The organism is Pseudoalteromonas sp. OANN1 (assembly GCF_024124685.1).
Taxonomy (GTDB): Bacteria; Pseudomonadota; Gammaproteobacteria; order Enterobacterales; family Alteromonadaceae; genus Pseudoalteromonas; species Pseudoalteromonas piscicida.
Genome location: NZ_JAMXSE010000019.1, coordinates 50763 through 77413, shown reverse-complemented (window position 1 = coordinate 77413; position 26651 = coordinate 50763). Strand labels below are relative to the sequence as shown.

Below are 26651 nucleotides of genomic sequence, written 5' to 3'. Positions count from 1 at the left end.
ATTATGAGAATGTACTTTAGTCTTTTTTTATTCACCGTGTTGTTGCCGATTTTAACTGCAAAAGCAACGCCACTGTCGCTTATGCCCATGCCGCAACAAGTGAGTACGACCGAAGGCTCGCTGGTGTTTGATAACGAAATCAAGGTTTCGATGCACGGCTTTAGTGCGCAAAGGCAGGCTTTTCAGCTCGCCAGAACGCAGCAATACATTGAGCGCATTACTGGAAAACCTATCCCTTTACGGGTAGTAAAAGATGGCAAAGCGGACTTAACCATTCGCGTAGAAAATATCGAAACCGAGTTACAGTTTCCTCAGCTGAATATGCCAGAAGACTACCAGCTTCATATTGAAAAGGGTGGAATAGTGCTTAGCGCAACCTCCGTTTTCGGCGCGCAGCATGGTCTTGCTAGCCTGTTACAACTAGCTCAGAGCAAAGTCTTGGGTCAGTTAACATTCCCTTACACGGCTATCAGCGATAGTCCCCGTTTCCCTTGGCGTGGGCTACTTATTGATAGTGTTCGCCATTTTATGCCAATCGCGACAATAAAGCGCCAACTCGATGGTATGGCTGCGGCAAAGCTAAACGTTTTGCACTGGCACTTAACTGATGACCAAGGCTGGCGAATGGAAAGTAAGGTGTTTCCTAAGCTGACTCAACTGGCCTCAGACGGATTGTATTATCGTCAATCAGAAGTGAAAGAAGTGATTGAGTATGCAAGCCTTTTAGGGATCCGCGTGGTGCCTGAATTTGGTATGCCGGGGCATGCAAGCGCGATTGCCGTCGCTTACCCAGAGCTGATGACTAAAGCGCAACCTTATGAGATGGAGCGCCATTGGGGAGTATTTAAGCCCCTGCTCAATATCGCAAGTCCTGATGTGTACACCTTTATCGACGATTTACTGGCTGAGATGGCGAGTTTATTTCCAGATGGCTACCTGCATATTGGTGGTGACGAGGTAGAGCCTGAGCATTGGTTGGCAAACTCTGAAATACAGGAACTAATGGCAAAACATGCGTTGAAAAACGGTCACGACCTGCAAAACTACTTTAATATTCGCGTACAAAAGCTTATTGCTAAGCATCAACGTGTGATGATGGGGTGGGATGAAATTTTTCATCCGGCGTTGCCTACGGATACTGTCGTGCAGTCTTGGCGTGGTCATGATTCGTTGAATGCAATTGCAGAAACAGGTTATCAAGGCATTTTATCAACCGGGTTTTATATTGATCAGCCGCAGTATTCATCATTTCATTACCGTAACGACCCACATCCGGTGCTACCGACAGTGGATCTCACTCAACCGCGAGTATTAAGTTTAGCCTTTACGATCCCACGCCTAAAAGGTAGCGCAGTCAAAGGGGAGCTTGTGGTGTTGGGTGAACAAGTACTTATAAAGCTAAATAACAACCGCCATCAGCTAGCACAAACAGATAGGCCAATTACTAGCAAGACTCAGCAATTTACCGCTACCATGGATAGTTGGATGGGACCGTTACAGTTTGAGTTTGATACAGCGCAGCAACAAGGCGCGGGAATGATTGGTAATAGCCGTTATCCGCTCACACTTGAGGCGCTTGAAAAACCACAACCAGTAAAGGTTTCAACACCGTTAAGCCAAGAAAATGGTGCACGTATTTTAGGTGGCGAGGCGACCATTTGGAGCGAAATGGTCACCGAACATAATCTTGATGTCAGAATATGGCCGCGACTTTTTGTGATTGCTGAGCGTTTATGGTCCGCTAAAACGCTTACGGATAGCAAGCAGATGTACGCGCGGTTGGATCATATTAGCGATTTTGCACATAACGTGATTGGCTTAGGTCATAAAACGCAGCAACAAGTGGGTTTTAATAGGCTTATCAGCACAACCTTGGATGAGCCAAAGCGTAAGGCTACGCTTGCATTACTCACTCATCTTGCTGAGCTTGTAGAGCCAAGTCACTATTACACGCGTCACCACATTAAGTTCTTAAACGACGAGTACCACCAGTTTGCAGCGCTTGATAAATTTGTCGACTATGTTGCGGTTGAAAGCCGTCAGGTGGGGCTGCTTGAGGAGCGAGTCGCAAGCTATATCGCTGGTGAGAACACTGCCTTAGCGCACATTGGCGCGATATTGCAACGCTGGCAAGCGGGGCTTAAGGCGTTAACACTGTTACAGCAAAGTCCAAAACTTACAGAAGCACACTCAACGGCGTTAAAGGTGACGCAGTTTATTGCATTGAGTCAGCAAGTACTTGAAGTTTGTAAAGGGGCTTTACAGGCTCCGCACCTCGATAGCCAACTGCTAGCGCTGCAAAATTTAACGGATGAAGTGGTCATAACTGGAATATATCCAGTTCGAGCGCTTTTCCTTCATTGTAAATAGGAAGCTCATGAGAAAGGTCATACTCAGTTTATTTTTGCTACAGAGCAGTGGTTATGTAGCTGCCAACACGGTTGTAGATACACAAGATTGGATAACGGATGGTGTTTTCACGCAAGGTATTGAGGGACCTGCGGTGGACGATGCAGGCGTGTTATATGCGGTTAACCATCAGCAGCAAGGCACTATTGGTAAAGTGACTGCACAAGGTAAAACCGAAACCCTGCTGACGTTAAAAAATGGCTCTATTGGTAACGGTATTCGCTTTGATAAGCAAGGAAATATGTATATAGCCGATTACGTCAATCATAATGTGCTTAAAGTCACCAAATCGGCACTTGCACAAGGTGGTGATTTGTCACAATCCGTGACGGTGTTTGCTCACGATAATCGCATGGATCAGCCTAATGACCTTGCGATCATGGACAACGGAATTCTTTTCGCCAGCGATCCTAATTGGCAAGCCAGTAGCGGTAACCTTTGGCGTATAAATACAAGTGGAGAGGTAACCCTATTGGAAGCGGATATGGGCACCACCAATGGCATAGAAGTTAGCCCTGACAATAAAACGCTTTATGTGAATGAAAGCGTGCAACGTAAAGTATGGCGCTATGAGCTAGATGAACAAGGCAATATTAGTAACAAACAATTATTTATCTCGTTTACCGATTTTGGCTTAGATGGCATGCGCACGGACAACCAAGGCAATCTTTATATCGCCCGCTATGGCGCTGGTGTGGTCGCTGTGGTTTCACCTCAGGGCAAGCTAATTAAAGAAATTAAGCTTAAAGGCAAGTACCCGACCAACGTGGCTTTTGGCGGAGAGGAGGGTAAACGCTTATTTATTACCTTGCAAAAACGCGGCGCTATCGAGATGGCTGAGGTAGAGTTTGCAGGACGAGAAAAATAGTTCGGCTCAGTGTAAATTAGCCATCAGCAATTAAAGATAGGTAGCTGGCAGCTCTAAGCTGAGCTGCCACATCTAACACGTTGCTAAATCTGCTTAGTCGACTTTCCTGCAAAATAAGCTTCTTTTAGCCGGGTAATGACCTCGGTGCTTACCCAATAAATGTTTGATACATTACCGGGTTCATTATATCTGCCAAAAAACAGGTATTTACCATCGGGTGTAACTCTTGGGACGGTTTCTGAATACGGGGTATTGACCCCTTCACCTAAGTTTATAGGGCTCGACCAAGTGCCATCCTGCTCCTTAAAATAGACATATAGATCGTTATCTTTTCGACTTTTATCGCCTCTGTGACGGCTATTAACCAATAGGTAATCGTTAGCGGGCGAAATAAAACCATGAAATCCAAACTCAATATCAATGGCTTTGGGAGTCGTAAGCGCGCCGTTTTTATTTTCAGCGGTATACATTTTGCGTTCTGACATATTTGAAAAAACAGTGTCGCCATTTGCGCTTTGGTTGAAGTCTGAAAACTTTCCCGTATTTATTGCTGAATCGAACCTTTTAGCCTCACTCCAGCCACCTTTGCTACGAGTAACGTACCAAATTCCGGACGCTTTGGGGTCATCTGAACGCGCGGTAAAGTAAATCCGGTTGTCGTTCAGGCTTACATGGGGGACCAGTTCATAACTCATTCTTCCATCAGTAAAATTTGCTGCTTGAGGTTGAGTCCACTGTGCATTTTCTATTTTTGAATACATGATCCGTGGGCTTGAATCCACATTTTCTTGCTCTTCAAAGGCAGTAAAATACACTTCTGTAAGGTCGGGAGAGAACGACACGCCGAATTCATAACGGCCGTCAATCGAGATGATATCGGGGGCAAAAAGCTGCGCGGTTAACCCCGGCGGTGTCTGGCCGAGCCAAGGTCCTTTTAGCGTTGGAAAGGCTTCGTTAGCATGGACATGATTGGTGAGCATGACGGCTGCAAAAAGTAAGGGGGTGGCGGGTTTTATAATATTCATGCTGTTTTCCTTAAGCGCTAGATAAACCTGCTTACAGTAGCAGGGGGTAAGCGATCTACATTATTCTTTTGAACAGAGAACACTGTATCATCTTTGAACTAACTCCGTGTCTAACCTAGTGTAAAAAATAGCTAAGTTGGTTTAAGGACCTCAGAGCTTTTTTGTAATGGTTATAACAGTCATTGTGTTTGTCGTTAGATTATTGCATTTTCAACCATAAACTATCTAAGTCTAGCATCAGTGCACCAGACTTTTTGCTAGATTTTCAATCAGTAAGAGTTGTTTTGCTATGTCTTCTGCCCAGCTGGGATCGTACTCTTTTTGCAGCTTTTTTGGGTTAAATAAGTTGGCGCCATAGTCAAGAGAGATCAGTATATCGCTACCTTCAATAAACATTTGGGCTTTTACTTCGGGGATTTTTAAACCTTTTGGTAGGTTACCGGATGAAAAGAACGTTTTGACTTGCGATAATTTCGCCATATATTCTGGCGTGAGTACTTCGCGACAGGTTTCTTCATCTTTAGCATAGACTTGATACTCTTTTTCAAAGTCTCTTTGTTCAAATTTAACTCGCTGTAATCCTTTTAGAGATTGACGTCGATTTATCAGCATATTCCAAAGCCCCGCATCTTGTAACACCACGATTGGAGTATCTACAGGTTCAGGCATACTCAGTTTTATAACTGCACCATTAAACAAACGTTTACTGTCATTATTCTGATGATGTGTGCGTATATGTACTTCAGTAAAGTAAAAATGAATGCCATTTACTTCGCCGTTAAATCCATCTTCAGCTACAGCTCGTCCTCCTTTGGTTAATATACCTGCACTAATAGCTTCCTCGCAGATAAGTAAATTACCGCCGGCTGAATACTCTAAGTTAAGCGCCGAAGCAATTGGCGCCATCATGTAAGCTCGAGTTAACACACCCTTGGTGAAAGACTTAAGAGAGTGTTTTAACAAAAAGTAGATAGGAATTATTGAGATTAAGAGAAAAGGCGCAAGAAATAGTAACGGGATTGCAATACCAATTGCCCACCACTTATAGCGTTCAAGTGGCTTCAATTTATTGTCAAGATCGCTATCAAAACTGGATGTGGTTTTATCTAAATTGTAATAGGCCTCTTTTAATTGCATCTCAACACCAGCTAGGCGTGGATCAATATGATGGAGAGACCTTTGATCTAATAAAGCCATAAACTTTCCTTGTAAGTCATGTTTAAATACAACTGGTATAAAAATTTTACTCAAATAAAATGGTAAAGGTAAAATCTTTGTTTTATGCGGTATCCACCGCTATACATACTTCTAGATAAACTACTTTGCCAGTGGCAAAGTCAGAGTGAACTTAGCGCCGCCAAGTTCGGAGAACCCAACATGGCAACTGCCGCGATGCCAAGTGGCGATTTTACGCACGATAGCCAACCCAAGGCCATAACCACCGTTATCTTTGCTGCGACTTTCATCTAAGCGTGAGAAGGGAATAAAAACCGACTCCCACTGAGATTTAGGAATTCCATCACCGTCATCCTCAATATGGATATAGGCATTGCTTTTGTCACACTCAATATTAATCGCTATGGTTGAGCGACCATATTTATCAGCGTTTTGTACAATATTTTGCAAAGCCCGAGAAAGATAATGTAGGTTGCCAGAGATGATGACTGTATTACTCATTTTCTTGAACGTTATTTTTTTAACGGTAAGCTTATTGAGTTTGCTTATCTGATCGCTGACAAGTTCACAAAGGTCAATTGGCGTTATCTCAAGTTTCTCTACTTCAAATTCAAGCCGTGCGTAAGCTAGCATTTCATCAATCATTGCCTCCATTTCGACCACATCGTCCGCCATATCACTTGCTTGCTCACGACTTTGCTCCGGCAGCATAGCTAAAGCAAATTTAAGTCGAGCAAGTGGAGTGCGCAGGTCGTGAGAAACCGCATTAACGAGTAGTTTTTGGTTTTCAATGAGCCTTGCAACTTGAGATGCTAAGTCGCGGATCTGCTCGGTTAAATTTGAAATGGCAGAAAATCGGGAATGTCGGGTCGCTTTGGGCAGTTGACCTTGAGTGAGGTTTTCGGTGATATATCTCAGTTGCAATAAATCAAGCCACAAGGGTCTTATCCACAGCATCAGTAAAAACGCGAGCACGGCATAAGAAAGCAACTTGATGATCCATTGTTTGTTGGCAGCAGAAGCCGCCGGTGCTAATGGCCCTAATTGCAGCAGCAACGTTGAATCAGGTACTTTGAAAGTCAGCCAAGCGCGGCCTTCATCGTCAAAACTCGTTAAAATCCCCCCTTGAACTAAAGTGCTGGCTTGCTCAGGCAGCCAAGCGACATCATCCATGTTGAGTATTTTGAGCGTTTCTGACTCTTGGGGTAGCTGGTCTGAGGAAATCGTGGATTTCAGTGTGTTGGCAACTGCTTTTGCATGTCGCAACTCATCGGGCGCGGAGTGCACCCAATGAGACCAAATGGCTTCGCTCACTTGGTTGATAACGACAATACTGGTAAACACAGCCAAATAGAGGCTGAGTAATAGTTTTAGCACAAATACACTAGCCCCAAGCAGACTTAGAGCAGAGGTAGCCCTTACCCCACACGGTAATAAGCCTCGCGGGTTGCTCTAGATTGTCGCCAAGCTTTTTACGCAAACGGCTAATACGTACGTCAACGCTTCTATCTAATCCGTCATATTCGCGGCCAACAACATGTTTATAGATATAGTCTCGACTCAGCGTTTCGCCCGCATGGCCAGCCAATGTCTTTAGTAAATCAAATTCATAACTTGTGAGCTCAACCTCATCTCCAGCCAAATAGACCTTACGGTCCGATTTATCTATTTGTAATTCGCCTAAGGTAATGGAATCAGACTGAACTTCATCATTTTGTGTACGTCTTAATAGCGCATTCAAACGTGCAAGTAGTACGTATGGCTCAACAGGCTTGATAATGTAATCATCAGCACCGATCTCAAGCCCTTTTACATGGTCGAAGTCGCTGTCTTTGGCGGTAAGAAATAAAACCGGCCCTTTAAACTCACCGCGCGCAGCTTTGCAAATAGAAAAACCATCAAGTCCCGGTAGCATAATATCTAAAATGAGAATGTCAGGTTTTTCTGCTTCAATCGCTTTAATGGCGTTAATACCATTGTGTAATTGAACGACTTCAAAGCCGTTATGGATCAAGAACTTTGCGGTTAACTCCGCTAGTTTTACATCATCTTCGACAAGTAATACCTTGGCCATTAAAACACACTCCAATCGCTTCTGAGTTTGCGTCTATATTGTTGGTTGACGCTTGTGTGTACTTCAATATTTTGTTTTGCAACAACGTTATTTTTAGCATCTTTTAGGGTAAAGAGCATGGACTTTGAGAGTTGGATAATTTGTGTTGATTTTGCCTCCTTGGCCTGCTCCCAGCATTGTAATTTTTGTTTTTCCTGAAATAAACATAGGTTCATTTTAGAGGGCGATTGCCAAGCAATTTTTGCCGTCATTTCACAGCGTTGCCCTGCTTGTTTCACCATACAGGTAATCGGTTTTATTTCTAAATTAATGCCATTGTTGGGTTTGGTTAAAGCTCTACTTGGTGCGCTGAAAATTATAATTATGATTAAGTACAACCTAAAATTCATATTTTCCCCCGACAAAAACCGTCGCGGTATAGCTATCCTCGACTATCGGGCTATCTGTCATTGTGCTATCAAGTTGCTGATATTTGGCGTTAAATTTAAAGGTCCAAGACTCACTCACGGGATAAGAGTAGGCAAAGCTAACATAGGGTTGGAAGCTTGAGCTGCCTTTATACCATAGCTCACTATTCGGTGTATCCGCTTTGTCTATGCCGTAGTAATAGTCCACCAATTGTCGACTTTTCCATTTTAGCCCCGCTTTAATAAACACATAAGTGTTAGGTAAATTATCGAATCTAAAACGATAGCTAACTCCAACATCAGCATTGTAACCTTGATAAGTGTTGGTGATATCGGTGAGCCATGATGCGCTGATTTTTACGCTATCACTCATTATCCAGTGGGCTAAAACGCCGCCATCTATGGCCCATTTTCTCGACTCAATATCGTCTAAGGAGATAGCGGTTTGCTCGGCGGCAAATTCACCGCCAGGCAGCTCATTGCTGGCATCAAACCCCATTTTTTGCACGAATATATTACTTGGGTGAAATTTCTCGAAATAGGCCTGCTCGGTATTAAATGTGCCGATCAAGCTAAGATCAAATTTATCAGTGTAGTGAAAGGTATAACCCAAAGTCCCATTATCAAGAAAGAGGTGTTCACCGTAATAACTAATATAGGGCACAACAACCAAGGGAATATTTTCACCGTCATGGAGTGGGTTGGAGATCACGCCGCCGCCAAGCGCAATGCCAAATCGCCATTCATCGACTGGCGTACACTCGCTGTCATTGGCGTCACATGGCACCGCCGTGGCATTTACCTGAGTGGTAATCAGCAAGGTTAAGGCCATTAATAACTTATTCAACTTGGAACTCCAGTTCTGAATTTGGGCTTTGCACTGGCTTTTTAGAGGTGTCAATCAAAGCGCATTATTACTACCAGTGTAATTTACCAGTCGCTGTACAAATTACCAGAAAGGGTAACATTAAATAACAAAACAAGTAGCGAAGATAACAGAAATTTTAGTGTGAAAGTTTAGGCTTACGTTGGCACTTAACTTACAAGGAAACATATCATGAGATGCAAAATTTGGCTCAGTCTTCCGCTCGCCGCTAGCCTTTGCGCATGTGGTGGTAGTAACGACAATGATGAAGATAAATTACCAGAACTTAACGCACTTAATAATAGCTCTGCGCCTTTGAAGTCAGCTTCATCAGCTCAGTTTAGTCAGTTTATCAAAAACGGTATTTTCGTTGCCAGCGGTGGATTGAATAATGGCGATGATTTGGAAAACCCATCAGCAACCACAGATAATGCACCTTACTCAGGCACCAATCAACTGGTTGAAGGGGTATCAGAAAGTGACCGGATTAAATTCGATGGCCGTTACTTATTTATCGGCGGCTCGACCAGCGTTGCATATGCGGATACTGACAGCAAAACCTTCGTTAGGATCTTAGATACAGAAGCTACGGATGTCCCTACACAAGTTAATGAATTAGCGGTATCAGATTCAGAGTTTGCAAGCCAAAATCTTTACCTTAAAAACAATCAACTCATCAGCGTGTTAATGGACTATGAGTATGATTTTGCTGATGATATGTCATCGCAAGAGGTGCAATCTGAGATCAATTATCAAGGCGTGATTGAGCTTGCCTTTAGTAACGTATCCCTACCTGCACAGGCTGAGGTCGAAAAACGCTTTCAAATTGATGGTTCATTAGTTGGCAGCAGATTAATCGGTGACAAACTCTATGTTATCGCTGACCACACTTTACGCTACAGTGGTTTTAATAGCGCTGACAAAGTAGCAAGCTACAATCGCTTAATGGACACTAACATTAACGATTTATTACCCCAATTTAGAAATTTAAAGCAAGGAAGTGTAGCGCCACTGGTTACCGCAGATGGCTGTTATTTGCCAGCAGATGCTACCGCGCAAGATGGATATAATGGCTTAACAACAGTGACTGAGATTGACATTCACAATCCTGATGAGGTGAAAACAACTTGTGTCAGTACGCGTACCTTTGGCTTTTATATGTCTGCAACAGCAGTGTATCTTTACAATTACTCGTTTAATGGCAGTGATGGTGATGTCAACACATCAATCTGGGATCCATCAGGCATAGTATTACATAAGTTATTGTTAACGGATGAAGGGGTGACATACCAAGCAACAGGTGAGGTGGAAGGTCAACTTGCTCGTGTTAGCGATACGATGGCTGCGACTCGATTTGATGAAAAAGATGGCGTTCTGCGCGTAGTAACGAGTCAGTATGATACAGATATCGGTAATAGTCATAAGTTGTATATGCTCAAACCACAAGGGAATGAACTCAACACCGTGGCGACGCTACCAAATAGCCAAAATCCAACCCCTATTGGCAAAATTAATCCGGATACGGGGCTTGTGGATGAAGATATTTATGCGGTTAGATATTTTAACGATACTGCCTATATCGTGACCTTTAGACAAATAGACCCTCTCTACGTTCTGGATTTATCTGACGCATCACAGCCTAAAATCGTTGGAAGTTTAGAGATCCCCGGTTTCTCTTCTTATCTGCACCCTGTTGGTGACGGTTTGCTTCTTGGGGTAGGTCAGCACCTTGGAGACCCTGATGGAAACGTGCAGCCTGGCACCAAAGTGAGCTTGTTTGATGTGGCAGATCCTGCTGAACCCAAGCTATTAAAAGATCATACGTTTGTAGGGGGATTTACACCGCTGGAATATGATTATCGCGCTTTGGCCATGCTAAAAGACAATGCCTCAGTAACCCGGTTCACTTTGCCGATTGTTTACTGGAATACAGAGCAAGTGAATGAAAGTAGTTATAACTGGTATAGCCAAAACGATCTCGCCGCATTTGAAATTATCCACGGTGTGGACTCAACGCTCACTTATCGCGGGAGTAGCCGTGCCGAGCTAGCAACGCCCATAGCGAGTGATAAAGCACTCGGGTATACCGAAGCAGATAGAGGGCTTATTCAGTCTGATAAACTGCTTTATATCCATGGTAACTACGTGTGGCAGAGCAATTGGCAAACGCCTGCTGACAACAGCGGACCACATTAACCTAGCTCCCTTTGAATAGTAGGTTGTTGTACATTGTTTCGTTGCCAAGCGGTGAACTGTAGCACTGCTTACCACAGCTTCAGAGTTAACGTTACTTTTGCTGAGTCTGTATCAGCGAAACAGTGATTTTGGCCCCGCCCAGCGCGGGGCTTTTTTGAATTACAATAGTACCGCCAAAACGAGTGACTATACGCTGCACAAAGGCCAAGCCAATGCCATACCCTGATTGCGATTGAGAATCGTCGCGATAAAACGGTAGTAGCACTTTGTCTCGAACCTCGTTACTTATACCTATCCCGTCGTCTTCAATAATAAGCTTAACCTTGTCATTATCGACTCGGGTTTCTAGTGATATTTTACCGTTGGCATATTTTATCGCGTTAGATAGTAAGTTATTGATTAGCATACGTAAGTACTGGCCATCACCAATGACCCAGCAAGGCTTTGACGAAAGTTTTAGTGTTAAGTCATGATGGTGGGCGTTATTGGCTAACTGGCGAGCCATAGCATTCAAGTCAACAGGCTGAAGTTCCACGTCATCAAGACGGTGCTGCAATCTTGCGTAATCTAAAATAGCATCAATCACTTGCTCCATTTCATCAAGGTTTTGGTTGATCCTATTTTCGTACTGTGCCCGCAGCTTATCATCATGAGTTTCAGCCAGTGTATCTAGCCCCATTCTCACCCTTGCAAGAGGCGTACGTAATTCATGAGAAAGTCCGCTGCTTAATAGCTTCATGTCAGTCATTAACCCGGCTATTTGTCGTGCCATTTGATTAAATGCTTGCTCAATATCCTTTAAGTACCATACCGTGCCGACTTGCACGCGGGCGTTGAGTTCGCCCTTACCCAGCTGATGTGCGGCATTTTTGAGCTTTAACAGCCTGGCAATAAATGGGGTTAAAAAGGCGACGACAACAACGATAACGATAGCGTAAAATAACAAGGTCATGAGCAGGCCATATTTAGTCTGCAATTGCTTCTGCATTGTCAAAACATAGACATTTTCTTGGCTTGTAAGTATGCAAGCGCTTACTGATGATTCGCTTTCGAGGTAAATAAACCGCTGTTGAGAGAGTTTGCGGCTTAAGCTCACAGGAAGTGGATAGTCGGCTCTTGGTACAAGTTGAGCGGTTAGTGTTTGGTGCAGTGGGATCGCAATAATTTGTGATTCTGGTATGTTGTCTTTAGCCATTGCGGCAATAATTGGTGAGGTTGTGCTCAGTGGATCGTAGTGGGCTTCATTATTCTCTGAGGATGAGGCGATAAGCGAGTCAAATATCAGCCCTGTGATAACGCTTGCGAGCGTTAAGATGGTAAGCAAAGCAAACACGAAGCGCCACATTACCATACTTCCTTCGCCAACTGATATCCTTTACCCCATACTGTCTTTATTCTAAATGGGTTTTGGCCATCATCACCAAGCTTCTTTCTCAGTCGCGAAACACGCAAATCTATAGAGCGGTCAAACCCATCATAATCAAATCCTCTGAGTGCTTTAGTAAGCTCATCTCGGGTAACAATTTTTCCGGCTTTACTGGCAAGTACCCAAAGCGCATCAAACTCATTGCTGGATAAGTTAACGGGCTGCCCAGCAAGAGTAACGCTTCTGTCTTCTTTATTGATATAGAGATCGCCAAACTCAAGTGTTTGTTTGGGAACGGTATCTTGAGGATGATGGCGCCTTAATAGCGCTTTTATGCGAGTTTCTAATAACCTGCCTCTTACTGGCTTTTTGAGATAGTCGTCAGCACCCATCTCTAAGCCGATAATTTCATCAATTTCCTCATCCCTTGCTGTTAGCATTAATATTGGGATGCTTAGCGACTGACGAAGTTGCTTGCAGACTTCAAAGCCATCTAAACTTGGCAGCATGCCATCTAAAATCACCAAATTGGGAGGAGAGGCTAAAACGTGCTCCAGCCCGTCTTGACCATCATGATATAGCCGCACTGAAAATCCCTTGGTAGAGAGGTAATCACTCAGCCACTGGGCTAATTCTTTATCGTCTTCTATTAGGACTAACTCGGCTACCACAACTACTCCTAGAAAAGTCGCCAACGCACGGCGTTACTTTTTTGTTGTTTAAACACCCAAGCATATTGCAGAGCATAGCTTGCGAGAATATCCTTGTGATCTTCTAGGGTAATGAGCAAATCTTTCTCAACTAAAATCTCGCCTTGCCAACTTGCGGTTTTTTGCTGCTGCCAACAAACCAGCTCTTTTTCATCGGCATGGAGACAAAAGTTACCGGTCACAGAGGTTTGCCACGTCACTGAGAGGTCGATAAAACATTGCTGACCTTGTTCGAGCGCAACACATTGCCCTGGTTTTACGGTCCATACGGGGACGTTAATTTCTTCTTTTGCTTGAGTTTGCATTGCCAGTAGGGCTAAGCCAAATAGTCGTATTTTCATATTTAGCTCCTTAAAATACGTAGCTAAGTGACAAGCCAATGCTTTCACCATGCTCAATTCTATCGTTAAAACTGACAATTGCTTTAGTGATAGGACTATCCATAATACCTGATGCATATTTGGTGTAGCTGACGTGGCCATCGACTATCCAATTTTCTGTTAAAGCGCGTGAAAATCCGAGCTTTACCCCAAGATTAGCCCCGCCTTTGGCATCGTATTCTTTAAATGGTGCGCCACCGTAGTAATAATCTAACATGGCCGAGTTTCGGTATTGTGCACCGACTGCGCTATAAAAGTGCCAGTTTTTGTATTGCCAAGGTTTAGAGATCCATAATGAAGCGTATCTACCATCTGAATAATCTGAGTTAATCACTTTTGGTGCAACAATAGTTCTAATTTGTAAGCCAAATACATTCCCTGTAGCTCTTACCCCAAGATAAGACGAAGTGTTTAGCTCATAGCGAGTCCCGCCAAAACGGTAATTTATTCGCCCATGAGCGGTTGAGAGTAGGGCATCAAATTCCCAATTTTCTGTTTTATAAAACTGATAACCGAGTGCAAGTGCTGGATCAAACTTCTCAGCGCGGCCTGGAAACTCGACAAATAGACCATTACTAAAATAGTAGGCACCATGTACAGTGGGCGAAAACGAGGTCTCGGCATTATTGTAAATATCGCTGTTGTAATTTATCCCGTAACCAATGGCCAAATAGCCGTGACCTTCTTTTTTTGCGTCAGTGCTTTTGGCCTGCGCTGCACTTGCGGCCATAAGCACGGCTGCAATCAATAAATGTGTTTTCATAGCAATTTCTATTAGTTATTAATTTGCTAGTTACTGTAGTGAGTGTAAGCGAGTATAGCTGTATCGACTTTCTGCAAGTTGTATCGAATTGTATCCAGCTTGTTCTGGCTTTCCATAATGGTCTGACATTATGCATGAAAATAAAGGAAGTCGTTACTGTTTGATACATTTTGAAAAAGTCAGAGACAGCATGGCATGCATACCTTAGTTATTGTTTTATCACTTAAACTAAACGAGGTATTTCTCATGAGAACACTAAAACTGGTCACATTATTGTGTGGTGGACTGTCGTTATTTGGCTGTAATGATAGTCAGCCGACGTCGAATGATAACCCGAACCCTGTCTCTCCTTCTGTTGCGGTAGTTGATTTTCAAGGAATGCTTGAACAAAGTGTTGAAGCGGGTATTCCTGGTATTGTGCTTTATATCGATTCACCTTCAATTCAATTTCAAGGTGCTGCAGGGTTAGCAGATAAAGAAAATACGATACCCATGACCACGGACGCTAGGATCCCAAATGGCAGTGCGGGGAAAAAAGTAACAGCGCTCTTAATGGCGATGTTGCATGAACAACAGTTATTAGATCTAGATGCACCGATAAGTGATTATTTGTCTGACGAACTTTTACAACAGATAGAAAACGGTGACGAAATGTATGTTCGGCAGTTACTCAATCATACGGCTGGATTATATGATTATCTCAATGACGCTAACGGTGAATTTTTTGCTGCAGTATTACAACAGCCAGACTTAATAAAAACGGACAGCTTTGCACTGCAGTTTGCCCTCAATCAAGACGCCAATTTCAAACCCGGAGCTGCGTGGAAATATTCTAATACCGGGTATTTATTGGCGGGCCTAATTATGGATAAAGTTTTGGGGGAGCATCACTCAAAGGCGATGCGTGAGTATATCTTTGAACCATTTGGCTTAAGTAGTATGAGTTATGGAGGAATCGAAAAGGCGTTTGGTGAAATTGCATCAGGGTACTTTGTTGATGATGAGGGCAATGAAATTAATACGCAGCCTTACTATGCCAATATTGGTGTGGCTGATGCACCGATTGTATCGACGGCTAAGGACCTTGGTGACTTATTTAAAATCATAATAACGAGCCCAGATATTCCCGCTAAGGTGCGTGAGCAATTGCTAGGCGAATCTGTATGGGTGGATACTGATGTCACCGGACAGCAATACAGCATGGGTATCTTTAGCGAGCACGTCGGAAATGAACCTGTTTATCATCATAACGGTGCTGAGATTGGGTACGCGACGTTAAATTGGTATCTGCCGTCAGAAAACATGGTTATGAGCGCAATTATTAATTGCCAAGGCTACAATCAATGCAATACAGAGATTGATAAAATCTCAGATAAGTTACGCGATACACTTTTTGGTTTGTAAAGATAAGGGGCTACTCAGTGGTAGCCCCTCAAGTCAATGCAGAAGTCTAAAACTGGTATTTTGCTCCAATAAACGCAAAACGTCCTACACCTGAGCCATAGGCACTATCAAAGTTACCTGAGCCGCCGACGATAAACGGACCTTTTTCATCAAATAGGTTATTCACACCACCATAAACAGAGAGAGTGCGGTTATCGCCTAGCTCCATGCTGTAGTTTACCGTTAAGCTATGAGTCGTAACTGATGGCAGTGCACCTTGCCATAGGGGCTCTGGATTGGCTATACAGGTTGTTTCGCCTGTTGCACAGCGTTCATTATTCTTCTCGATAGCAGCTTGCCAGTCTTCATATCTCGAACGGCTGGCTTCCACTGCTCCTTTATATTTTGTGCTAAAGCGTACACGCCAATCATTCTTATACCAAGTCAGTGAAATAGCGCCTTTGTCTTCAAAGATATCGGTGTTGAGGTAGCCTTCATAAAGGTCTTCGTATTGCCCATCGGGACCCGTACTGGTGATTGAGTACTCGATCACGTGTGTCCAATCGGCTTTTACCTTAAAGCTACCGTAATCGCTAGCGTCATACACATATTCTAGTGCGATATCGTAACCTTTAGTGCGGATCTCATCCGTGTTGATGACACGTTGATTGACTTCATAAATCTGCCCTTCTTCATCGCGTTTAATATCACGACAAAACTCGTTACTGTCACCGAATTCCATAGACGAAGCGTAACAGAACTTAATGATGTCTTCGTTAGCAAGTGAGCTTACCGCATCATCAATTTGAATATCGTAGTAATCTAGCGCAATTCTAAAATCCGGTGCAAAGGAAGGCGCTAAAGATAAACCAAAGGTGATGGTATCTGCGGTTTCCTCAAACAGCTCGCTATTTCCTGAGTTGGGTGAGTAGCCGTTATTTTCGTCTTCAAAAGTACCTTCAGCGGCGATAGCGGCTTGTATTCCCGCATCTTTACGGCAATTGTCGTGGCCTGCATCTGTTGACGTCGCGGTAACACCATCACAGATATCATCAAAGCTATCATAGTCGCCACGAGGTGGTGACATAAGTTCGGTGATTGTCGGTGCTCTCATGGCTCGAGCCCAGTTTGCACGAATGGAATAACCTTCGATTGGCTCATAAATAAAGCCAGCCTTGTAACTTTGGATTAATCCCGTATTTGCCCAGCTGTAATCTGCAATACGAGCAGAGACCTCGGCGCTAAGCGATTTTGCCATTGGTGCGTCTTTTAATAGCGGTAACGATAATTCCCCGAAGATTTCACGAACACTTACATCGCCTTCAAATGTTGGCACATAGTTAAACGTTACGCCACCATTTGGCACGTTGGTCGATACGCTCTGTGTATCTTTTCTGTATTCAAAACCAAAAGCTGAAGCAACGGCGCCTGCCGGGAGTTCAAATAAATCACCAGTAACAAATCCAGATACCGTTACCTGATCAATATCCGTTGTAATGGAAGGATTGGCGCGAATATAGTCTGCCGCTTCAGATGTAATTGAACCTTCACCGAATAAATTAATTGGTACACAGCCTTGGCTACGTGCTTGCTCATCTTTACACTGAATCGTACCATCAGCAAGGCGCTCAGCATTTAGCGCTTGTTTAACTCGAGCAACGTAAATTTCGTTACTGCGGGTTTGTTCTTGCTTAAATTTGCCGTAGCCAACAGAAACATCCCACTCCCAGTCATTCCAAATATAACCGCGTAAGCCACCCCATGTTCTGATTGTTGTTCTTTCATTACTATTCACTATGTTACCGACCTCTGTGAATAGTCGATCCCAGGTCACGCCTTTTGAGCTTGCCTTATCTCGAATTGCTTCTGGCATATATGGATTATCATAAGGAATACGGCCCATACAGTCTGAGCCAAATTGATTACTGTTTGGGTCATAGGTCACAATTGCGTCGCACTCGTCTTCGCTTTCAGGCGACTTTACATTGCGAGAGGTGTTGCGGCTGTACTGCAATTGAAAGTAAGCTTCTGTACCTGAGTCAAACTCATACTCTGTTTTTACTGCCGCTGAGAGGTCTTTGTCAGGCACCTTTAACATTGTAAATTGCTCAAAGTCGATGCCGTGAAGTTCTTCTTGCCAATCATCCCTTAAGGTTGTGCCGTCATACCAAAAGCCTGAATCGGGTTTAAAGCTACTTGATTCGTTAAATACACCACCTGGAATTGAATCGCTTAAACTTGTCCACTGGGATTTATCAATATCTCTCATGCAGTGATAGGCACTTTTTGTATCAGGGTCGTAGTTGGCAGTGAGCATCACGTTGCACATACGGTCGGTATCGTAGTCCCAGCTATTTTGTTGCTGTGCACGCTTTCTATCCCAGTAGCTTAGTCCTTTTTCTTCGTCGTAAGTAGCACTGACAAATAAGTAGCCTTTACCATTATCGTAAGTCGTACCGTAATCAGCATTTACCGTATATTCACGAGCGCCGCCTTCGGTACTTTCACCACCACGAGCACTAAATGTAGCCCCTTCTTGATCTTGCTGAGTAATAATATTCACAACACCTGCAACTGCATCGGAGCCATAAGCCGCTGACGCACCACCGGTAATGATTTCAACTCGCTCAACCATACCTTTAGGGATGGTTGATAGGCTCACATAGTTGCCTGAATAACTGTTAGAAACTACTCGTCTACCATCAATCAAAGTGAGCGTCCTACTGACACCTAGTTCGCGTAAGTCGATAGTTGAAAGCCCGGTATTTTGAACACTGCTTTGCGAGTTACCATTGCCTGTTCCTTCACTGACCTGAGGCATTTCTTCAAAAAGAATATCTGAAAGCGAACCGAAGCCTGCATCATTGAGAGACTCAGCCCCCATAGTGGCGATAGGAGTAGGTACCGAAAAGCTATCACGCTTGATACGAGAACCGGTGATGACGATTTTTTCTAGTGCTTTATCTTCACCTTGCGTCTTAACTACCGAACTACTTTGTTCAACTTGTTGGCGGTCGATTTGTTGCTCTTCTGCAGTTGCTGTATTGCTACATGCGAGCGCAATAGACAGGGCGAGTAATTTAATATTATTGTTAGGTGACACGGGAGTCCCTCTTTTAATTTCTGATTGTTGTTTATTTATTAGATAGTTAGGGCTTGTTGAAAGAAGTACATACCTCATTGTTTTGACTAAGCAAAAAAGCACTGCACCTCATTTTAGCCATTGTGACTGTCACTATGATTCATGCAACGAATTGGACATCTATTCTTTGACGTTTTTAACTCTATTTAATATCTATTATAAAATAAGTATACAATTCAATTTGTTAGGTCTTATTTCTTGAGGTGTTGTATTGTTGCCATGATGTTTGTCGCGTTACTTTTGTCTTTTGGTCGCTAATTTAGGTATGATTTACAACGTATTTACTCATGGTTATAAAAATGCAGCACAGTGCGACTTATCAGTTATTAGATGTCAATATTGATCCGGTTGGGCATATTTTGTCCAGTGCCGGGCAGGAGTGTTGTGTCCAGCCTAAATTTATCGAAGTGTTGACAGTATTGGCGCTTGCTTACCCAAGCGTGGTTACTCGAGAAGAAATCATTGAGCAGGTTTGGGGGGGGAACCTATTTGTTGGAGAGAAAGCGCTAACTAATGCAATTTGGCATCTTCGCAAAACTTTTAAAACCCTACTTGCAGGCAACGAAGAAGAAAGCAGCACCGCTGATTTTGAGGTGATCGAAACCATAAGAAAGTCTGGATATAGACTAAAAATACAGCCAACCTTCATCGATATCCAGGCTACTCCCAGTAAGCCTGGCGAGCAAAATTTACCTTTCAAGCTCAAAGTGGCAGGGGTAGTAGCTACATTATTCATTCTACTTAGCGTTTTTATATATTTATTTGTTGAACAGTCAAGCCATCAACTCGAAAGTGTGACGGATTACCCTGGACGTGAGCTTTTTCCTAGTGTTTCCCCGAATGAGCAGTACCTAGCGTTTGCTTGGCGAAAGTTTGGCAGTCATGCAGGACTATATTTAAAAAATCTAAAACGTCCTGATGAACCTCTTGAAGTATTAGTCGATGGCCCTGGAAATGTCTCTGTATCTGTGTGGGGGCGAGACAATCGTACGCTCTTTTATATAGAGAAGCGCTCAGAAGCATGTACGATTAAGTCACTGGATATAGTGACCAAAACACAATCAGATATAGCTAGCTGTATTGCAGATACGACCACTACCTTAAGCTATTCAGCTGAAAAAAACCTCCTTGGATTTATCGCAAAGCAAAGCCCTATGGATCCTCCAAAAGTAACCTTGCTAAATTTAAACGATAAAACAGCGACAGAGTTAGGCTGTGAGCTAGATTGTGACGGGAGTGGGCTTGAAAGTATTGCGCTTTCTCCCGATGCCAAGCAAATCGCGATTAGTCGCAACTTGCCGAACGGACTTGAAAATCTCTATTTGAAAAATCTGGATACCGGGAAGGAAGTTAAAATATTAAGTGGACATGATGACCTGCGAGGCGTGAGTTGGCATCCAAATGATGATTATTTGGTTGTATCAATGATTGAACATGGTGCACGTCGCGCGTATAAACTTTCACTTGAAGGTAAAGTATTGGGGACATTGCCGTTTGACGGGTTAAGTTACCCAAGTTTTAGTCAATCAGGACGTTTATATTTTCATGACTGGAACATTAATACTTCTATTATGAAACTTGACCTTAACGCGCAGGTCACCAGTTCGCCCTTTCCATTACTACAATCACAAACTAGCTTCCGTTATCCCAGTTATTCACCTGTGTCGGAGCGTTTACTCTTTGTGTCTAACCAATCAGGGTTTGATGAAGTTTGGGTGTCTAATTTGGAAGGTGATAAACGAATACAACTGACAGAGCTTGGGTTACAAGCAATGCACCCTGTATGGTCACCTGATGGCACTAAAGTGATTTTTACCACAAAGTCACATCAAGGAAGCCAACTTCAACTTTTGGATATGGCCACTAAACAAGTAACGCAACTAAAAACTGGGCTAAAGTATCACGGTAAACCCAGTTGGTCCCAAGACGGTAGCTCAATTTATATTTCTGATGACAATAATGTATTTCGCATTTTTCTTGATTCAAAAACCGCTCCAGTGAAGTTAACTACTGGCACCACCGCACTTGAACATGAAGGGTTGTTGTACGTATATAAAAGCGAGACACAAGAAATGTGGTGTATCGATTTAGCAACTGGGGTCAACACGCTGTTATTTGAAAGTGCACACTTGGCTTCGAGCGCAAGCTGGTCAGTGTCCGATGCGGGACTTTACTATTTGTATGTTCGTCATGGAGACTTCCGCATTAGTTATTTTGACTTTGCCAGTAAAGCGCATAAAGATATTATCCGAGTTCCAGAACGTAGCTTTAGTCGAAGTCGCGGGCTTGTATATATAGCAGAAAAACAGTGGCTGTTATTTACCGGTTACGAAATCCCACAAGTAGATATAAAACGAATCGAAATGTAGTCATGAGTCATAATTTCTCGACTATCATAACCACAGGTTTGGATAAGAAATTAGCTATCCCAAGCTCAGGTTATATAACAAACTCAAGGCAATTAGCCCTTAGATGAAGGATTTAAACAATGATTGAAGTTGGACAAAAATTACCACAAGCCGAATTGAGCGAACTTACCGCTGACGGCATGGTTAATCACGAAGTAACAGCGTTGTTCGCTGGCAAGAAGGTAGTGCTTTTTGCGGTTCCCGGTGCCTTCACGCCAACTTGCTCCGCGTCTCATTTACCCGGTTTTGTCGTGAATGCAGATAAACTTGCTCAAAAAGGTGTTGATATCATCGCTTGTGTATCGGTAAACGATGCTTTTGTAATGAAAGCTTGGGGTGATGCACAAAACGCAGAAACAATTATGATGCTTGGAGACGGCGATGCGAGCTTTACCAAAGCGCTAGGGCTTGAAATGGATACCGGTTCATTTGGCGGTGTACGTTCGCAGCGTTACGCAATGATTATTGAAGACGGCGTCGTGACAACACTCAATGTAGAACAACCTAAGCAATTTGAGGTCAGTAAAGCAGAAGTTATTTTAGATGCTCTATGACTGTAAAAGTCAATGACCTGAAGTTCAGGTAAATAATACCAGTTCGCTTTGAATGGCCTAAAGGTGCGCTTGTCTGAGCGAATTGGTATGAAAAAGGGCTACTATTTATTGCTTTTAGAAATCACCCAAAAATGATTAGAAAACGTGCGTCATGGCTGGAGACGAAAGTTTTCTTACTCTTGTAAAAGGTTACATGGAGTTAATGTCGTTACAGTATCTTTCCGACAATGTCAGAGGTCAATATGTGATGGTAAAATCAGCCCATGAATTTGACGAGTGTGGCTACGTTATAAAACACAATTTTATACCGTCCGGCGAACTTAACAAAATAAAGCAAGTCGTTTTAGCGTTTCATCATGCGTGGCGGGCTGACAATAATGACTTTTATCAAAACAGAGCAGTAAATTCTGCCTACCTTACTGCACCAAAGTACCTAGGCGAACAGCAACGGCTTGTCCTTTTTCAATTCATTGCCTCTACTCCTCTGGTGTCTCTAGCCACATCCATATTTTCGGGTGAGTTTAGGTTTATGAATACTCAGCTATTTTTTAACCCAGTGAACGCTACTCAACTCAATTATTGGCACCGAGATCCGCAATACCATTTAACCATCGAAGAGCAAAAACAAGCGTTGTTGTCGGGGCCCGAAGTGGTTCATTTTCGGTTAGCACTGGAAGATGAGCCCGGAATAGAATTGATCCCAGGTACTCACACGCGTTGGGACACAGTGCAAGAGTTAAACGTGAGGTTAGAGCAGGCAGGGCATCATAATCATGAAAGTCTGTCAGAAGGTAAAACTATTCCACTGAAAGCGGGTGATCTTCTCGCTTTCTCAGCCAATATGATACATCGCGGTATTTATGGCAAAAATAGGTTGGCACTTGATATATTATTTTGTGAGAGTGACCCCAAACTCACTCAGTATATTAATCAAGAGTGTTTACCTGAGGGAGAAATGCTGACGTTACTTGACGTACCACATGTTTTTCACCGTTAAGTAGTTTATACCAATTGCACTAAGTCTCCAATCAATTTGAAGGGTGAAATACCATATTAGCGTCGTTAAAAATTTCTCATTTAGAACAACTAAATAGCAAAATTTTTGTCTAGCTACTAAAGCTATTTCTCCGCTTCAAATTGCTCACTTACCTAATACAATTGGTATTATTTCGAGGTAAGTAAAGCTCAACACGATTAGTTCTTGTTGAGCTTAAAATATGAATTAATTAACCTGAGCTGCGGATAATTAATGCCTTTCTAGCAGCCAGTTTTAGCGCTAACTGCGTTGAATTCACTTCCAATAGCCAGCTATTGGTGCGTAAATTCGCCTTGTTTTCCCTAAAACTTGCTGGCTAGACAAGGAAAAAACTAAGTTGTGCTTTAGCAACAATGAGTTGGAACATTCCTTATCCAAACCTCAGGTTAATTAGATTCTATAAGTCGCATTCGCAGGATTGGAAAAGGCTTTCCCATATCGTCAGTTGGTGAGCGTTCATATACCTTAAAACCGTTTGCTTCATAAAAGCCGATGGCTTCTGGGTTTTGCTCATTGACATCAACAAACTGCACATTTTGTGTTTCAAGTGCAAAGTGAAGCAGCTCAGTTCCGACACCTTGTCCTCTGCTTTTCGCGAGTACAAACAACATTTCGATCTTTCGGTCATGTACACCAATAAAACCGACAATATCCGCGTCGCTATTTTTTACACAGTGCAGCGTAACGTTTGGAAACGCCTGTTCAATAATAATAGGTTTAAAATAAGCGATATCCGCCTCAGTGATAAAATCATGAGTGGCTCGCACAGAGTCTTCCCAAACAGCCAGTAATTCCTGGTAATCGCTTGGTGTAACTGGACTTATCATCATTTTTCCTTTTGCCTAATAAAACAGTCCAAATGGGGTAAAACGATAAACAATAAGGAAGATTAGCCAGCCGGACGAGCATAACATACCCGATGCATTAAAGGTACAACGGGTATTGCGGTAAATTACTTGTATGTGGTTGTATAGATTGTGCGTCCTTAACTATTCATCTAGTTGAAAAAATGCAACTTGATCGGTAAGTAGTTTGGCTTGATTTTCCATATTTCTACCTGAACGAGATGTTGTTTCAACCAGAGTAACGTTCTGCTGAGTAATATTATCCATTTGCGCGATGGTGGTGGAAACCGCAGCTATCCCTTCAGCTTGCTCTTTCCCAGCGTTATCTATGTCAGCCACCATTTTGCTCACCTCGGCAATTGATTGCATTAGCTCATCGAAAGTAGTACCAGACTCGTATACAAGTTTGCTGCCTTGCGCCACAGCATCAACGCTATTTTTGATCAATGCTTTGATTTCACGAGCCGCTGATGCGCTACGTTGAGCAAGGTTTCTCACCTCTCCGGCAACCACGGCAAATCCGCGTCCAGCCTCACCAGCCCGCGCTGCTTCAACGGAAGCATTGAGGGCTAAGAGGTTGGTTTGGAAAGCGATTTCGTCAATGACGCTGATAATGTCAGAGATTTTCGTGCTGTAAGATTCGATTTTACCTACTGCGGTAATGGCATCATCAATCGATGCTTTACCCGAGTGTGCTTTTTCTCTAACAATAGTCGCTTTCTCTGCGGCATTGCTCGCGCTACTCGCATTCTTTTTAACCGTAGCGGTAAGCTCTTCCATAGTGGCGGCGGTTTCTTCCAAGCTCGCCGCTTGATTTTCAATGCGGCTATTGAGTTCTTCGTTGTTATTCGCGATTTGTTTAGCCACATCAAACACTTGCTCTGCACCGCTGTTTATGGTGTTAACTAAGTCGCTTAATTTATCGAATAAGCCGTTCATTGCTTGTTGCAGCACCGAGAACTCGCCACCTATGTGGTGGGTGATCCTATGTCTTAAATCACCTTGTTCCATTGCCAAGATTGCATCTTTAATATGTTCAACCGCTTGTTTTTGTTCTGTGATATCCGTTGCATATTTAACGACTTTAAAGGGACGGCCTTGTTGATCGAGGATAGGGTTATAAGACGCCTGGATCCATACCTCTCGACCTTGTTTTGCCAATCTTAAGTATTGCCCTGAGTCGAACTCACCTCGATTGAGCTTTTGCCAAAATTGCTGGTATTCAGAACTAGTGGCTTGTTCGTGTGTAGCAAAAATACGGTGATGTTTACCTTTGATTTCGTCAAGTGAGTACCCCATCGTATCTAGGAATGACTCGTTGGCCCATAAAATAGTACCATCCATTGCAAACTCAATGACGGCTTGTGATTTACGAATGGCTTGAAGCTGACCATCAAAATCAGCAGCAATGGCTTTTTGTTCGGTAATATCTGTCGCAAATTTCACGACTTTTAGCGGTTTCCCTTGCTCATCTAAAATTGGGTTGTAGGTGGCATGAATCCAAATTTCTTTGTCACCTTTCCCTCTGCGTTGAAACTCGCCTGTTTCAAATTGGCCTTGTTTTAAACGCTGCCAGAATGTTTTGTATTCACTGCTTTGCGCGTAAAAGCTGTCGACGAACATGCTGTGATGCTTGCCAATGATTTCTTCTTTCTTGTAGCCCATGACAGACAGGAAGTTTTCATTTGCTTTTAAAATATTACCTTGCAAATCAAACTCGATAACGGCTTGCGAGCGGTTGATGGCTTTGAGTTGTCCGGCAAAGTCGAAAGACGCCAGTTTTGCTTGAGTAATATCCGAGGCATATTTGACGATTTTGCCTAACTGGCCATTTTCGTCATAGATGGGAGTATAGGTTGCTTGGATCCACAGAGTGTTTCCTGATTTGGTTAGGCGTTTAAACTCACCTGATTGATGCTTACCTTGTCGTAAAGCATGCCAAAAGTCTTGATATTCGCTGCTCTCAGCGTCTTCTTGTGCCACAAATAGTCGATGGTGTTGGCCTTGTATTTCACTTAATGTGTAACCAACCGCATTTAAAAATAGCGTGTTTGCAGTCTTTATGTTGCCGTAAGGGTCAAACTCAATAACGGCTTGAGTTTGTTTGATGGCATCAACTTGCCCTTGAAAATCAGCAGCTTTTGATTTTTGTGCGGTGATATCTGAGGCATATTTTACGACTTTAATGGGCCTATTCTGTTCGTCAAAAATAGGATTGTAAGTGGCTTGGATCCATATCGTTTTGCCTGATTTTGTTTGCCTTGCGAATTCACCTTCAAAAAATTCGCCATTGTTTAGGCGTTGCCAAAATGCTTGATACTCCTCACTGGCTGCGTAGTCATCCTTAACAAACAGACTGTGATGCTTGCCTTGTATTTCCTCTAGGCTGTAACCCATAACGGACAAAAAGTTGTCATTCGCGCTCAGCACTTTACCGTGCATGTCGAATTCGATAATCGCAAAGGACGCTGATAAAGCTTGTAAATTTGCACTCATGTTGGCAATGGTGGTGAGGTAATCACTGATGTCAGTCGCAATAACTAAAATTCTGCCTTCTTGAGTACGTGATAGCTCCAGTAACAACTTCTTCGGTTTGTGGTCATTTGCAGTATTGAGAGAGAGCGCTATCTTTACATGTGCTTGGTGCTCAAGTTGAGCGAGCCCACGCTTAAGTGCGGCGGCATCGGTTGAGGTGTGACATATAAAAGCGAGAGATTTCAACTCGTGGGTAACTGGGTATCCGAGTAAGCGGGTAAAGGCCGGACTAACTTGACAAATATCTGTTTGATAATCGACTTCCAAGTAAGGGGTTTTTGCCTTAAAGAGTTGAAATAACGCTGTATCTTGTCCATCTTGCTTTTTTGCTTTTCCCAAGCCAAACGTGATCATATATAAGCCACCTGTAGCGGTAAATTTTAACAATATTAACTATAGTAAAGTTGCTTAGGTCCGCCACAAAATAGCCGCAAAACAAACATATAATTGTGCGACTTAAAGCAAATTACCATCACGGATAATAAGGGTATAGCCGTAACTCAAATGTC

At 43.0% G+C, this 26651-nt stretch carries 20 protein-coding genes; 7 read left to right on the top strand and 13 right to left on the bottom strand.

Features of this window, described 5'->3' with window-relative positions:
- Nucleotides 1-3 precede the first annotated feature (3 nt).
- Complete coding sequence (locus NH462_RS15715; RefSeq protein WP_253106539.1) at nucleotides 4-2370, top strand: family 20 glycosylhydrolase; 2367 nt, start codon at nucleotides 4-6, stop codon at nucleotides 2368-2370.
- A gap of 7 nt (nucleotides 2371-2377) precedes the next feature.
- A complete protein-coding gene (locus tag NH462_RS15710) occupies nucleotides 2378-3277 on the top strand; it encodes an SMP-30/gluconolactonase/LRE family protein (protein WP_253106538.1) in 900 nt (299 codons plus the stop codon).
- A gap of 83 nt (nucleotides 3278-3360) precedes the next feature.
- Here NH462_RS15710 and NH462_RS15705 read toward each other — a convergent pair whose 3' ends face one another.
- The 6 genes from NH462_RS15705 to NH462_RS15680 all read right to left on the bottom strand — a co-directional run bounded on the left by NH462_RS15705 (nucleotide 3361) and on the right by NH462_RS15680 (nucleotide 8806).
- A complete protein-coding gene (locus tag NH462_RS15705) occupies nucleotides 3361-4302 on the bottom strand; it encodes a PD40 domain-containing protein (protein WP_010375645.1) in 942 nt (313 codons plus the stop codon).
- A gap of 237 nt (nucleotides 4303-4539) precedes the next feature.
- Nucleotides 4540-5499: a DUF3137 domain-containing protein gene (locus NH462_RS15700; protein WP_253106536.1), complete on the bottom strand. Its 960-nt coding sequence runs from the start codon at nucleotides 5497-5499 to the stop codon at nucleotides 4540-4542.
- A gap of 120 nt (nucleotides 5500-5619) precedes the next feature.
- Nucleotides 5620-6855 (bottom strand): ATP-binding protein, encoded by a 1236-nt coding sequence (locus NH462_RS15695; RefSeq protein WP_017218774.1) that lies wholly within the window; start codon nucleotides 6853-6855, stop codon nucleotides 5620-5622.
- Between the two features lie 7 nt (nucleotides 6856-6862).
- The gene (locus tag NH462_RS15690; RefSeq protein ID WP_010375648.1) at nucleotides 6863-7552 is read right to left on the bottom strand and encodes a response regulator; all 690 of its coding nucleotides are present in this window, start codon (nucleotides 7550-7552) and stop codon (nucleotides 6863-6865) included.
- Complete coding sequence (locus NH462_RS15685) at nucleotides 7552-7941, bottom strand: DUF3019 domain-containing protein (RefSeq protein WP_010375649.1); 390 nt, start codon at nucleotides 7939-7941, stop codon at nucleotides 7552-7554. Before NH462_RS15685 ends, NH462_RS15690 begins: the two co-directional genes overlap by 1 nt.
- On the bottom strand, nucleotides 7931-8806 hold the full coding sequence (locus NH462_RS15680; RefSeq protein WP_253106534.1) for a MipA/OmpV family protein: 876 nt from the start codon (nucleotides 8804-8806) through the stop codon (nucleotides 7931-7933). The genes NH462_RS15685 and NH462_RS15680 overlap by 11 nt, the downstream gene beginning before the upstream one ends.
- 210 nt (nucleotides 8807-9016) lie before the next feature.
- On the opposite strand from NH462_RS15680, the gene NH462_RS15675 reads away from it, so the two are divergent.
- Nucleotides 9017-11020 (top strand): beta-propeller domain-containing protein, encoded by a 2004-nt coding sequence (locus tag NH462_RS15675; protein WP_253106532.1) that lies wholly within the window; start codon nucleotides 9017-9019, stop codon nucleotides 11018-11020.
- 91 nt (nucleotides 11021-11111) lie between these two features.
- Here NH462_RS15675 and NH462_RS15670 read toward each other — a convergent pair whose 3' ends face one another.
- From NH462_RS15670 to NH462_RS15655, 4 genes are read right to left on the bottom strand one after another with little or no spacing between them, the layout of a single operon-like run.
- Nucleotides 11112-12365, bottom strand: coding sequence for an ATP-binding protein (locus NH462_RS15670; protein WP_253106529.1), 1254 nt, complete (start codon nucleotides 12363-12365; stop codon nucleotides 11112-11114).
- Complete coding sequence (locus tag NH462_RS15665; protein WP_017218770.1) at nucleotides 12365-13057, bottom strand: response regulator transcription factor; 693 nt, start codon at nucleotides 13055-13057, stop codon at nucleotides 12365-12367. The genes NH462_RS15670 and NH462_RS15665 overlap by 1 nt, the downstream gene beginning before the upstream one ends.
- A gap of 8 nt (nucleotides 13058-13065) precedes the next feature.
- On the bottom strand, nucleotides 13066-13437 hold the full coding sequence (locus tag NH462_RS15660; RefSeq protein WP_253106527.1) for a DUF3019 domain-containing protein: 372 nt from the start codon (nucleotides 13435-13437) through the stop codon (nucleotides 13066-13068).
- Between the two features lie 10 nt (nucleotides 13438-13447).
- Nucleotides 13448-14239, bottom strand: a complete 792-nt coding sequence (locus NH462_RS15655) for a MipA/OmpV family protein (protein ID WP_253106522.1) — start codon at nucleotides 14237-14239, stop codon at nucleotides 13448-13450.
- A 246-nt stretch (nucleotides 14240-14485) separates the two neighbouring features.
- Here NH462_RS15655 and NH462_RS15650 point away from each other — a divergent pair, with 246 nt between their 5' ends.
- Nucleotides 14486-15643: a serine hydrolase domain-containing protein gene (locus tag NH462_RS15650; protein ID WP_253106520.1), complete on the top strand. Its 1158-nt coding sequence runs from the start codon at nucleotides 14486-14488 to the stop codon at nucleotides 15641-15643.
- 46 nt (nucleotides 15644-15689) lie between these two features.
- Here NH462_RS15650 and NH462_RS15645 read toward each other — a convergent pair whose 3' ends face one another.
- Complete coding sequence (locus NH462_RS15645; protein WP_253106518.1) at nucleotides 15690-18725, bottom strand: TonB-dependent receptor; 3036 nt, start codon at nucleotides 18723-18725, stop codon at nucleotides 15690-15692.
- Between the two features lie 338 nt (nucleotides 18726-19063).
- Between NH462_RS15645 and NH462_RS15640 the strand changes: the two genes are divergently transcribed.
- The 3 genes from NH462_RS15640 (at nucleotide 19064) to NH462_RS15630 (ending at nucleotide 22723) form a co-directional block, all read left to right on the top strand.
- A complete protein-coding gene (locus tag NH462_RS15640) occupies nucleotides 19064-21133 on the top strand; it encodes a winged helix-turn-helix domain-containing protein (protein ID WP_253106516.1) in 2070 nt (689 codons plus the stop codon).
- Nucleotides 21134-21252: 119 nt separating this feature from the next.
- Entirely contained in the window at nucleotides 21253-21726 is a 474-nt protein-coding gene (locus NH462_RS15635) for a peroxiredoxin (RefSeq protein WP_253106514.1), read from the top strand.
- Nucleotides 21727-21928: 202 nt separating this feature from the next.
- On the top strand, nucleotides 21929-22723 hold the full coding sequence (locus NH462_RS15630) for a phytanoyl-CoA dioxygenase family protein (protein ID WP_253106512.1): 795 nt from the start codon (nucleotides 21929-21931) through the stop codon (nucleotides 22721-22723).
- Nucleotides 22724-23148: 425 nt separating this feature from the next.
- Here the strand turns inward: NH462_RS15630 and NH462_RS15625 are convergent, their stop codons facing one another.
- Together NH462_RS15625 and NH462_RS15620 are read right to left on the bottom strand one after the other, a co-directional pair.
- Nucleotides 23149-23589 (bottom strand): GNAT family N-acetyltransferase, encoded by a 441-nt coding sequence (locus NH462_RS15625; RefSeq protein ID WP_253106510.1) that lies wholly within the window; start codon nucleotides 23587-23589, stop codon nucleotides 23149-23151.
- Between the two features lie 162 nt (nucleotides 23590-23751).
- The gene (locus tag NH462_RS15620; protein WP_253106508.1) at nucleotides 23752-26496 is read right to left on the bottom strand and encodes a methyl-accepting chemotaxis protein; all 2745 of its coding nucleotides are present in this window, start codon (nucleotides 26494-26496) and stop codon (nucleotides 23752-23754) included.
- Nucleotides 26497-26651: the final 155 nt, after the last annotated feature.